Here is a 12,493-nt window from a genome sequence, read left to right on the forward strand (position 1 = left end):
CTCTACAATGGTCAGCGCCGCAAAGTAACATCGATATTTTTGTATTAATTACTGAACTTTTAGGCTTATAAAACTAAATAACTCTCTCAACATTTCCCGTTTTCAGTAATCCGACCATTGAATTAAATGTACTGTCCAATCAGTTTTATAAGTCGTGTTGTCTTCATTAAGTTTCCGCTTCCGTTTCGCTGCGAACAATTTTTATTCAGAAGTTTTATTAAGCGTTCAGATTGCGTGCGGCTTGTCAGTTCAGCGTAATTTTATAGTTTCAGTTGCGAAATGCTTGGAGAATTTTTGCGTTACGGGCGCCATTACTTGTAACGGTTTTGTGTATGATTAGTGGCGTGTTTAAGCACCTAATTTAGCAAATAAAAACCGAATAGAAAATCCGCGAGGATTTTCGTAAGCAAGCTCAAACAAGCCATTAATTATACACGTTGTTCTACGCAGTTTTTATTTCGATTTGTTTTTTATTTCCGTTGTTAATTCAACAGGATTATATTCAAAAGTCCCATTTCCACTTGGACAGCAATTCGCATCATCTTCTGCCCAAGCAAAATATTCTCCAATTATTGTTTTACCAAGTCCTTTATAATGAATATATATTTTGTAAACACCGTTGATATTAATTTTAGCTAATTCGGTTTTTATTCCGTTTTCGATTGTTTGAGTTATATTTTTGTTTGTAAGTAATTCACCATTATTTGAATAAACTAACATTCCGAAATCAGAGTCAGTTCCATTTCCGCCAACACAATTTTCAGCAGGAAAATAGAAAAGTCCATCTTTAATTCCATCAGAATTAAAATCCGATTCACTTGATTGAATTTCTTGTAATCCAAAATATGCTTTTGGGTTTTCTTCTTGCCATTTCTGCCAATCATTATCTTCTCTACAAGGATTTCCAACTTCGCCACTTGCAAGAAGTTCTTTTTTCCATTTTTCCGTTTCGGTTTTGAAGTCAGATGTTTTTTGTTGTGCATTACAGCTGTAGGTCATAAGTCCAATTGCAAGAATTGGGAAAATGTTTTTTTTCATAAAATTTGTTTAATTATTGTATTTCAGTTAATTGTTTGGTCAAATTGCGTAGAACGGTCTCGTATAACCGTCAGTTAGGGGTTTTAAGGTACGGATTTTTCAGAATTAGGATTGATTTTGTAAGAATTCAAATACATTTAACCATCATTTGGCCGTAATTGCGGTTATACATTGTTAGGCAACGTTTTTATTTCCGTATTGCTTTATTTCGTTCAGTTCAGATTCTTTAGATTCCTTTTCTTCTTCGATATCATAATCGTCTTGAAGTCCGAGCCAGAACTTTGCCGAATTTCCAAAATACTTACTCAATCGCAAAGCTGTGTCCGCAGTAATTCTGCGATTTCCTTTTACGATTTCTGATATTCGTGTTTGCGGAATTTTCAAGTCCTTGGAAAGTCGGTATGCTGTGATTTCCAAAGGCTCAAGAAATTCATAATTCAAGATTTCTCCTGGGTGTACATTTGCTAACTTTTCCATTGTTTTACTTTTTTTTAATGATAATCAATTATTTCTACCTGACTTGCGTTTCCATTATTCCAAATGAAGATAATTCTCCATTGTTTGTTAATCCGAATACTATAAAAATCTTTTAATTTTCCAGTCAGCTTTTCAAGTCGGTTTGAGGGCGGAATTCTTAAATCAGCAATATCTTGTGAGTTGTTCAACATTCTCAATTTCCGACGACCAACCTTCTGAATTTCAATCGGCATTTTTTTGACACGGATTCCGTTCCAAATCTGTTCAGTTTCTTTCGAGCCAAATGAAATAATCATAGTATTACTTTGCGTTACTAACGTCAAAAGTAAGTATAAAATTTGTTTTTTCCAAATGTTGCCTAACGGTTGGTATAAACGTCAGTTACGGATTAAAAATACACAAAATTTCGGTTAAGAACAGGTGTTAGCAATTCCGAGTGGATTCTGACGCAGTCGAATCCGCCGTAATTGCGTTTATACGTTGTTAGCAGTTGTTATTTAGCACAATTTTCAATTCTTCGATACTATAAGCAGGAACTTTTGAATGTAAAGCCCGATGGCAATTCGGGCAAACTGGTCTCAAGTCCTCAATTGGATTTACAATATATTCTTCGTTGATTTCCGATATAGGTTTCAAGTGATGTACTTCGATAATTTCGATGTTTGTGTATTTGGAATTTTTGTCTTCAAATCCGCAAAGAACACATTTTCTACCATAATGCTTTAAACATTCCTTTTTTGCTTTTGTACTGCGTTCATACCTGTTAATTTCAATTCTTACTTTTCCACCTTCGTATAGACTTTCTTCGAGATTAATTTCGTCATATTTTATGTCAATTTTGTTTTTTAGTAAAATCGATTTTATTTCTCTCAAATATTCTTTCTGCTCAATATTCTCAAATCGACTTTTATATTCAACTCTAGATTTCCGACTTTCAGGATTAGGAAATCCTTTTCTGTTTTCATAAAATCCGTCATATTCGTCTCTCAATCTTCTAAATGACGATTCCGTAATGTCAAGTACTTCACAAATAGCATTATGTGTTTGAGTATTATTTCCAAGATTCAGAGTTTCATAAGAGTCAGCGTATTTTGCTAAATAATGGGCAATAAAATGAGATTCTTCTGATATTGATACTCGCATTTATAATTTTTTGATAATGTTGGTCTTTAATAACTGCTAACGTTTTGGCTATGAGTAGTGCGGGAGGGAAGCGTACTTACTTTTCGAACTGTCTCTAGCCTAAATCTTTTTTTTTGTTTTTATCTTTTTATTTCAAAAGCCAAATCAAAAAGATTTGGCGGATCAACCAAATATACCGAAACTTTCGATTAAACGATATTCCCCGCATTACTTATAGCCGGTGTTAGCATATTTTGTGACACATGTGAGTAAGCACATACTGTTCCCGTTAATTTGCTCCAGCAACAGTTGCGTTTTGCCGTATCGATTACGTACTACCGTAATATTTTCACATATTGATTCCGTTTCGCCATTTCGATTCCAACTTGCCGCATTATAGAAGTCAGATTCCGTTGCGTATTAAATCCCGTCTAATTTAGAATTCATATTTTTTTCAATTCCGTCATCTTATTTTGCGTAATCTATTTCAGGTAACACTCGGTTAGGTCTATATCTTTTCTCCAATAAATTGCGACTGAATAAAATCCGATGGATTTTTTCGGAGCAATTTATGCTAACGGTTTGGCTATGAGGAGTGCGGGAGGGAAGCGTACTTACTTTTCGAACCGTCATTAGCCTAAATCTTTTTGTTTTGTTTTTATCTTTTTATTTCAAAAGCCAAATCAAAAAGATTTGGCGGTCTTCCAAATATACCGAAACTTTCGATTAAACGATATTACCCGCATTACTTATAGCCGGTGTTAGCATATTTTGCGACACATGCGAGTAAGCACATACTGTTCCCGTTAATCTGCTCGAGCAACAGTTACGTTTTGCCGTATCGACTGCGTGCTACCGCAATATTTTCACGTATTGATTGCGTTTCGCCATTTCGATTCCAGCTTGCCGCATTACAAAGTTTAGATTCCGTTCCGTATTAAATTCCGTATAATTTAGAATTCATATTTTTTTCAATTCCGTCATCTTATTTTGCGCAATCCGTTTCAGGTAATGCTCGGTTAGGTCTATGTCTTTTCTCGAATAAATTGCGACTGAATAAAATCCGATGGATTTTTTCGGAGCAATTTATGCTAACGTTTATGTATATGAAATGTTGCGTGTTTGTGTGCGAGGATTTTCCGAAGGAAAATCAGAAGCAAGCAAACGAGCAACTAACTTTGGTTTAGCTAAAAATAGCAATTTTTTATATACTGTGTTGTGTGCAGTTATTTTAATAGTTAAACTGTATTTCAATTTTTTCTTTTTTAATTGTTGCTGAAACCCAAGGTAAATTTTCAATTTGTTTTAGGTCAGTAAAAAACTCAAAAAACAATGTTTTTCCGTCACAAAATAAGTTCTTTTTCAGATAGTTCATTAAAAGTTCTATTTCTGTATTATTTAGCTCTTGTTTCAACATAACTTTAAATTCTCCAATTCCTGAAAAGTTGAAAATTTTCTGTTTTAAGATTTCAAATTCTATAATTTTTCCATTTGTTATGGAAGTTGGCAATTGTTTTAAATAATGAGATTCCAGTTCTGTTTTGGTTTCAAGTTTTATAGATTTAAATGAGTAACTGTTTTTTTCTAATTCAATTTGATAAAAATTAACATCTCGTAATCGTAATAGGTTTATAATTTTATATTTATCTGATTCGCTAATTTTCAGACCAAAATATATTGATTTTAGTGCTTTGTGATTATAGGAATTCAATCCAATTTTGCTTGTAACGATTCTATGTTCTTGTTCGTATTCCCATCTTTTTGATTTATGAAAAGCGAACTTTTTTATCATACTATTTTGTTTATTTCTTATAAGGTCCAAAAAACTAAAACTTGCAGGTTTATTTGAATATAGAACAGGAAAAGAATGTATGTGATTTTCTCCGTCGTTTTTTAGTAAAATGTCCAAATCATATTCTATGCAGAATCCTTTATGTGAATTGGCGTAATGAGCCCAAAGTAATTCATCTAATGGTGTTTTAGAAAGTGAATAAATACCCATTTTATTGTCCATTGATAGAACCTTGTCGGTATTATCATTAATCAACTCAAAATCTTCTTTGGTTTTAGCTCCAACTTTTTGTCCAATATAATTCAGTAATTTTTTTACTTTTTTTGTGTCGGTAATTGCTTCACAAGGGTCGTTTAATTGTTCAATAGAAGATGACCAATATTGATTGTTCTCAAGAGCTTTTATATCATCGTCTGTTCCACTTCTATATTTATATACGAGCATTGACATTGTCGGTTTTCGGTAATTGCACACAACGGTCTAGTATATGGCTCGTAGCGTGCAAATTATCGATTATTTTCGGTTAAGCTTGAGCCGAATTTTTTAATTTTCTTATTATCTTTTCTTTCCAATAAGCCAAATTAAAAAATTTGGCGGACTTCGCAAATATGCCTTAACTTCGATTAAGAAACTAATTAGCTATGAGCTATATACGGTGTTGCCACACGTTTTTTATTCCACTTGTTTTAAATAATTGCCATTATCATATTTGATAAATTCGATTCCATTCTGAGAGGAATAAATAAATGTAGATATTAAATTTTCCGTTCCGCAATTTTCGAGAATAAAGACATTTTCAAAAGAAAAACCATCACTTGTGTAATTCGTAGTTGCTTGTACGATTGTTTCAAAATTGGTTTCGCAACCATCAATTGCAAAATCCCTTACTCCTGACGTAATTATAAATTCTGTTAAGTTTCTCGATTTTTGTACAAAAACAAAGAAGTCCTGTCCAGTTCCATTTAATATCAATTGATTTCTGTGAGATTCTACTAATGTTACCATACAGCTCTCGTCATCAGATGAATTCAAGTTGAAATTATCTATTGTTTTCGCCGTTATTGTCGCATCAAGTAATTCAGATTCTTGATTGATAAATTGTACATTTTGTTCGGTAGTAAAGGGAATTAAACTTCGCTCGAATTCAGTTAATTCAAAACTCTCAAAACCGTCGTCGTTGCAACCACAACCAAATATTGTAATTGAGATAATAAATAATAAAATTTTCTTGATATTCATTTTTTTCAAATGTGTGGCAACGGTTTTGTATAAGAATAGTAGGGCAGAAAGTAGGCTGTTTCCATTCGGTTGAGCCACAAGCCATATTTTTAATTTTTCTTTTTAAACTTTTCTGCACTAAAAATACTAAAATTAAAAATATGGCGACTTTGCAGACACAGAAATTACCTTTGGATTAAGCCAAAAGCGCCCTATTATTTTTATACTTTGTTGTGCATAGTGCTTTTGCGTTCTGCTTGGTTTTTATTCGTTTTTTAATTCAGTTTAAATGTGTGCGTTGGCAAGACATACTCTTTTACAGTTTTGGTGATGCGTTGGCTGTAGCGACTGTAAATGTGTATGGCTTTTAGCGTTGGCTTATCCATTAAATACAATTTTATATTTATCAATAGATTTATCCCATTCAGCATTATCTAAAATTTCTACGCTTGGATTTTGTATACACAAAGGTTCATAATCATCTTGATTAATTTCTTTTCGATTTATTAAATAGAGCCAATATTCAGTAAGTTTCCTTTTAGCAACATCCATTTCATTCCTTGACCAAAAAAAATAAGGTTTTTCTCCTTCGTAAGATTTGACCTCAATAAAACGCGTAGGTTTTTTATCTTCAACACTATTAAAAGATGCTATATCATAACCAGCATTGACTATATATTCTGCTATCCATTGAATTTCTTTAATACCATTCAATCGATTGTGTTCATATTTCAAAACAAATTTTTCAGCTTCTTCGCCATATATTTGTTGCTGCTCCATAGATTTTTTAAATTCTTCTATTCCTATTTTTCTTTTTTTTATTTGAGGAAGAATTACTTTGTCAAAAATCTTTTTGTAACGGGTGTTAATGATTAGTTTGTTAATTTGATTAGTTGGATGAACCTTTAAAACATTAAAATCTATTAAGAGTTGTTTTAAGTTTGCATACTTAAAGCCAAAAGCTGAGCTTTTTAACTGTAAGGAATTATACACTATATCTTGGGAAAAATTTTCTGAACTGAATATTTCGTAAATTTCATTAACTGCTTCAAGACTCAAAAAAAGCCGTTCTACGAATTTATCATTCATTTGGCTCTTACTGTTCAAATAATTCTCAAATTTCTGATTGAGTTCTATATAGCCCTTAACTTCTTCAATTAGATTTATTCGAAGAGCAAGTAATATACAACCTTCAAAAACTGAACGATTATCAATGACTCTGTTAAAAAAGAGTTTGTTTATATCATCAATTTGCCATTTTTGTTTTTCAGAAACTTTAAGTGTTGTTAATAACTCAAAGAAAAAATTTGGCGTACCAAGATTATCAAATTTTCTAAGATCTTTTAGCATAATCTTTTAAAAGAGCTTTAATAATATCGGTTTCGTCATTATCGTTGATTCTCGAAAACAATGGAATGTCATCATTTATGATTTTTTCCATTCGCTCAATCTTGTCGTTCAATCGATTATTTATTACGGAATCGATAGAATTTTGAGATATGACATAATAATAATTTGTGATTTGATCCTCATCAAGACCAACCCTATGAATTCGATCTTTAGATTGTATAAAATTGGATGCATTATAATCTCTTTCGAGATATATCGCATTGTGACATCCTTTATGTAAAGAAATGGATTCAGCTACAGAGAATGGATTTGCAATCACTACGCGAAAATCCATATTCTTAGGATTGTTGAATTTTTCAATTGTTATTTCACGAGATGCTTGAGGAATTTCTCCAATCAATAACTTTGACTTAATTCCATTTGATTCCAAATATGCTTTTAGTTCTTTTGCATTTTGGATAAATATCGTCCATATAATTGCTTTTCCTCCTGAAATTAAAATTACATCATTTAAAAGATTGAGGATTGTATTAAATTTTTCAGGTACTGCAAGTTTGTGATAGTTTACGATTTTGGTAAAAAATTCTGCATCACTAACGAACTCATCATATCCAGATGTAAAACTCGTATTTGGATCTTGATCTGAGAAGTCTCCACCTTGCTCTAATGAATCGATAAGTGTTCTACTTAATAATGACGGATTGGTTGATGCTTGTCTTAACCTTATAAGTTTAGCCCTATTTAAAACGTCTTTAACTGTGGCAGATTGATTTTCTCTAAAGGATTGCACGTATTGCTCTTCAATAAAGTCGTAAATCTCCCTTTGATGTGTATCCATAGGAACTTCAATAACATTCTCGATTACTTGTGGAAGTTTTAGATCTTCTTTTTTTATTCTAATGAAGAAGGGCGATATGTTATTTTTTAGTTCTTCAACTTTATTGCTTTCAGGTAAGCTGTTAACAGTTAAATCCTGAAGATTTTGGTAGTGAAATCCTAAAATTTCTTTGTATTTGTAAGGATAGATAAATTTGTATAAATTATAAATATCTTGATAACCGTTTGGAACAGGTGTTCCTGTCAAAATAACGCGAGAAATAGCTTCTTTAGAAATCTCAGTAACACTTCTTCCCCATACACCTTCGTGATTTTTGATACGATGCGCTTCATCAACCACGACCATTGTACGATTGGTTTTTAAAAAGTCAGTAATACTGTTTTGCAAATTTGGAACTCCGCCGTGATAAATAAGTGTTACTTCAGCAGGGTTTCCAGAATAAAGATGCTCAAGTTTTTCATCTTTGGAAATAGTACTATCTCCTGATAATCTTTGAAACGATGTACTAAAACCAAAACAAGATTTATATTCATTTTCCCAAGGTGCGAATGAGGATAATGGACCTATGACTAATAGTTTATCTACTCTTTGACTATGATTTTCGGGTAAATTTTTTAGGTAGGCATATGCACCATAAACGATAGAGGTTTTTCCAGCACCTGGAACAGCAAAATTACAAGAGTTTTGAGCAAAAGCCATATGAAAAGCAGAAAGCAACTGTAAAGGATATAGAGTTCTTACTAAATTCTTATCAATTGAATTTTTAAATTCAGTAAATTTTTCTACTAATTCTGGATTGTCTCTGAATTCATTATTTCTTATTGAATTTGCGTTTTCTTCAAATTCAGCAAATAGTTTTTCTTCTCTGTCGAAACTTTTTACTGCTTGTGATGTGCTTTCGGATAAATTTGATTTTATTTCTGCCCTTGAAAGTAAATTTTGAATTTCTTGTAAAACTTGAACTTGTGAATCTTCCTCAAATGGAATTAATAATTTGTCTTCGTCTCTGATAAAATTCAAACGATTTAAAGAAATTGAAAGCCTACGATTTTTTGTTATTAAATCGGTAGAACCAGTTAAAACATAAAATGAGTTTTTTTCTTTATGTAAAATATCTATTCGAATACTGCTCATAATTCTTTATGTAAGCGGTAACCTAAACTTTGAATTTCTTTAGTTTTTTCTTTTAAACTTTCAATTTCATCTTCAGGGATATTTGAAGCTTCAATATTTTTTAACAAACTTATGATATGAGATAAAATTCTTGTTGGTGAACTTCGGTTTAGTGAGTCAAATACCTTATTCCCTAATTTCTCAACTAAATCTTGAACTTCTGGATTAGAAAAATTCTTGTGACCTTTATTTATTGAATCAAAAGATTCAATGCTACGTTTTATTCCTTTTTCAGGTTTGTCAGCAGCTCTATTATACTCTAATTTTTGATTGTGTCGATCAACATTATCTTGAAAATCATCTTTAACGAGATTTTTAAACTTTGCATCACGATCATCAAGATGACGCTTTAGATCTGGTGAGTCAAAATTTATTTCTAATTCCTCAACATTAGATATTTGGTTAAAATGTGCTTCGCTAAAGCTATTCCAGATTTCTTTATTGCCAAAAAAATGATTTTCACTCATACCGTGAGCTAATAATCTAAATTCTTTACCTTCATATTTGACACGGATATAGTCAAATGCAATAGCCTTTAAATCATCGACATCAAAATCTGTATAACCGCCAAAAGGTTTACGACTATTGCCTCCATAAAAATTATCCACCCAATTAGTAAGACTGATAAATTGATCTTCTCTATCATCTAACTGCGTATAGATTCCATCATAGTCATAGTGTCTAAGATATTGATCCATTGTATTAAAAACATCAAGATAGCCTTTTATAGTTGAAACCGATTCTCCCATCCATTCAGCAATTTTAGCCATTGCTTCATCTTTTGAATAATTCGATTTAAGCTTATTTAAAATTTCTCGGGCTTTCAAATATTTTTCAATCGCATTATACCTTAGCTTTTCATCTTCTCCCATTTGATAGGTTGTTTCCAACTTTTCAATTTCTATTGGGCTTTCTTCTAATGTTACAGGTAGCACTATTGCCTTGAAATAATCATATTTTTTTATTTTATTTAAAAGCATTGCTCGTCTATTTCCATCAATTATAATTCCATCTCTTGTTATAATCCCGACTTTCTGCTGACCAAATGCTTCAATACTTTTTTCAGTTTTTTTGTTTCTAACTTCCTTCGAATCCCATAGTAATTGCTCAATTTTTTCCTTCCCTTCTTTCGTTTCAGCATCTATCGAATGCTTTTGCTTTTCTAATGATTTTGTCCTACTTAGAATTCTGCCATTATATTTATTATATATTAGATATTCAAGAGGGATATTATAAACTGTTTTCATTTCAAGCTTCCCTTCCCACATTATTTCTTGCTTCAAGAGGTTTTCGTTTTGTTTGTTTTTGTCAATTACCTCTTGAATTTTTTTAATTCTGGTTTCCTTGTTCATAAACTATTGACTGTTTGCAGTTGAAGATATTTTGTTTATAGCATAAAGTGCTAATAATTGAGTTTTTGGGATAGCTCTTTTTTCTTTAAAAATTTTCTTATTGTGTTGTTCAAAATTTTCACTTGATAAGTCTGTTTGTTTAATGATTTCTGCTAATTTTTCGACTAATTCGGTTGGCTCCATCAAATTCTCCATAGATTTTTGAACTTCATACATATATTGTAAATCAGATTTTGAACCAATTAATTCAGTAAACCCATTATTGATTATTTCAATAAATTTACTTCCGCCTCTAAATGATTTGATTTCGTCTTCTATTTTACGATAATAGTTGTTTTGTACATTTTGAATAGGGAATCCTTCTCCAGTTCCGTATTGAATTGAAGTAAACCATTTATTTTTAGTCTTGCTATTCTGATCAATCTTATAATTTGATAGCGTGACGGTTAAATTACCATCCTTAATTGCGTGCCTTCTAAATCTTGAATTTTTATTCCTTTTAGGTTGATTTTCAAAAAGATTTTCTGAAAAGGTATTTAAGTTATAGACACTATTAATATTATTTTCTAAATCTAAAACGTGATTCTTAAGCTGTGGTCTTTTTAGTTGAACTAAAAGTTCATTTGCAAATGCTCGACTTACAGAAGGGCAAACTGCATTACCTACAAGGCGCCATTTGTTATTTGCAGAACCTATAAATTGATATGTATAAGGAAAACCCATAATACTCGCTGCTTCTCTTACGGTAGGGTTCCTGAATTCGCCATTTCCTTTTCTATTGTATTCAGACTTATAAATAATAGCTTCTCTTGAAGTACCACTTTTTGTTGCAGTAACAGTTCTACTTGGATTATTTAAATTTTCAGGAAAAGACATTTTTCCCATATACGGATGATTAGTTTTGAGATACTTCGATTGCCTCCATTCACTCTTATATAAACCTGTATCGTAGAATTGATCTGAAAGATTTGATTGGGATATTTTTATAGATGGATAAATTGGGTCTTCAATTTCTTTTTCAGAGATTTTTGAATTTGGTCTTGGGATTTTAGCAAGAAGGTTTTTTAAACTTTTCCATTTCTCTAACTCAGACTTTTCATTTTTAGAATGCGTTGGTTTAGGTATAATTAGCTTGTTTTTATCAATATTTTCTCCTGAGATGGCTCTTTTGCGTGATTGATAAGAACCATAATCAGCTGAATTGATTAGAGGTTGATTATCTTTAAGGATTATAGCTTTTTTATTTGGACTTAAACGATTTTTTTTTGCCCATTTTGCTAAGCCTAAGTCTTTGAATGTGTAGTAATCAGCTAAATAATTTCTTGAGTTTGATACATTTTCCATATACCAAGCCTTTAACTGTGAATTTTTTTGAAATTTTTTCACAGCAACTATTCTCAGAAAGACTTTGGTTAAAGTAACACCTGATTCTTTGTCAGCTTTTCCAGAAATATTAGAGCTTGAAAATGAAACGCAAGGCGGACTTCCAATAATCACATCAGTATTGGGCAAACTGTCTATCTCATCAATTGAATCTTTAAAATCTAAAATGTTTTTTACAGATGATTCTGTCTTGAAATTATGATTAAATGTATTAATTGCAGGTTGCCAATTATCATAGCCTTGTATTATTTCATAACCTGCTTGTCGAAAGCCTTCTGAGAATCCTCCAGCTCCACAAAAAAAATCAATTACGGTTAGTTTTTTCAAGAAATTTAAGTTTTAACAAATTTAATAAATTATTCTATTTATAGCATTGGCAAAAAACAGCTCTTTTGGTTTTTTCAGCGTTGGCTTGTGTGTCGGCAAAAAACCAAATGTGCTGTTTGTGCGGTTGGCTTTTCAGCAAAAATGTCCAAGTTTAGCACGATTTTTTGCATTATGCACAACGGTTTGCATAAGAACAGTAAGCTGCAAAACGGACCGACTGTTCGAATTAATTTTAAAGATACTAAGAACTATTGAATTCCGAAGGAATTCAGAAGTGCGCTTATTGTTTTTATGCGTTGTTATGCACGGTTGCGACACATTCACAGAGCACGCTTTGCTTAGATGCAGCCGCAACGATTACGTAACACTTCGCAGCGCCGCAAAGTAACATCGATATTTTTGTATTAATTACTGAACTTTTTA

At 31.7% G+C, this 12,493-nt stretch carries 10 protein-coding genes; all 10 read right to left on the reverse strand.

All coding sequences use genetic code 11. From position 1 onward, the window contains the following. Window positions 1–453: 453 nt before the first annotated feature. A complete protein-coding gene (locus ULVI_RS01850; protein WP_068589033.1) occupies window positions 454–1,038 on the reverse strand; it encodes a hypothetical protein in 585 nt (194 codons plus the stop codon). Between the two features lie 174 nt (window positions 1,039–1,212). Then, entirely contained in the window at window positions 1,213–1,515 is a 303-nt protein-coding gene (locus ULVI_RS01855; protein ID WP_068589036.1) for a HigA family addiction module antitoxin, read from the reverse strand. 14 nt (window positions 1,516–1,529) lie between these two features. Next, window positions 1,530–1,811 carry a type II toxin-antitoxin system RelE/ParE family toxin gene (locus tag ULVI_RS01860; protein ID WP_068589039.1) on the reverse strand — a complete coding sequence of 94 codons (282 nt, stop codon included), beginning with the start codon at window positions 1,809–1,811 and terminating at the stop codon, window positions 1,530–1,532. Window positions 1,812–1,998: 187 nt separating this feature from the next. Beyond that, on the reverse strand, window positions 1,999–2,658 hold the full coding sequence (locus tag ULVI_RS01865; protein WP_068589041.1) for an HNH endonuclease: 660 nt from the start codon (window positions 2,656–2,658) through the stop codon (window positions 1,999–2,001). 1,210 nt (window positions 2,659–3,868) lie between these two features. Beyond that, a complete protein-coding gene (locus ULVI_RS01870; RefSeq protein ID WP_068589043.1) occupies window positions 3,869–4,873 on the reverse strand; it encodes a DUF2971 domain-containing protein in 1,005 nt (334 codons plus the stop codon). 228 nt (window positions 4,874–5,101) lie between these two features. After that, complete coding sequence (locus tag ULVI_RS01875; RefSeq protein ID WP_157632548.1) at window positions 5,102–5,668, reverse strand: hypothetical protein; 567 nt, start codon at window positions 5,666–5,668, stop codon at window positions 5,102–5,104. Window positions 5,669–6,025: 357 nt separating this feature from the next. Beyond that, entirely contained in the window at window positions 6,026–6,997 is a 972-nt protein-coding gene (locus ULVI_RS01880; RefSeq protein WP_068589050.1) for a DUF3883 domain-containing protein, read from the reverse strand. After that, on the reverse strand, window positions 6,981–8,969 hold the full coding sequence (locus tag ULVI_RS01885; protein WP_068589052.1) for a DEAD/DEAH box helicase: 1,989 nt from the start codon (window positions 8,967–8,969) through the stop codon (window positions 6,981–6,983). Before ULVI_RS01885 ends, ULVI_RS01880 begins: the two co-directional genes overlap by 17 nt. Continuing rightward, window positions 8,966–10,360: a hypothetical protein gene (locus ULVI_RS01890; protein WP_068589056.1), complete on the reverse strand. Its 1,395-nt coding sequence runs from the start codon at window positions 10,358–10,360 to the stop codon at window positions 8,966–8,968. The genes ULVI_RS01885 and ULVI_RS01890 overlap by 4 nt, the downstream gene beginning before the upstream one ends. A 3-nt stretch (window positions 10,361–10,363) precedes the next feature. Beyond that, complete coding sequence (locus tag ULVI_RS01895; RefSeq protein ID WP_068589060.1) at window positions 10,364–12,070, reverse strand: DNA cytosine methyltransferase; 1,707 nt, start codon at window positions 12,068–12,070, stop codon at window positions 10,364–10,366. Between the last annotated feature and the right edge of the window lie 423 nt (window positions 12,071–12,493).

Origin of the sequence: Cochleicola gelatinilyticus (assembly GCF_001637325.1) — a bacterium.
Lineage (GTDB): Bacteria > Bacteroidota > Bacteroidia > Flavobacteriales > Flavobacteriaceae > Cochleicola > Cochleicola gelatinilyticus.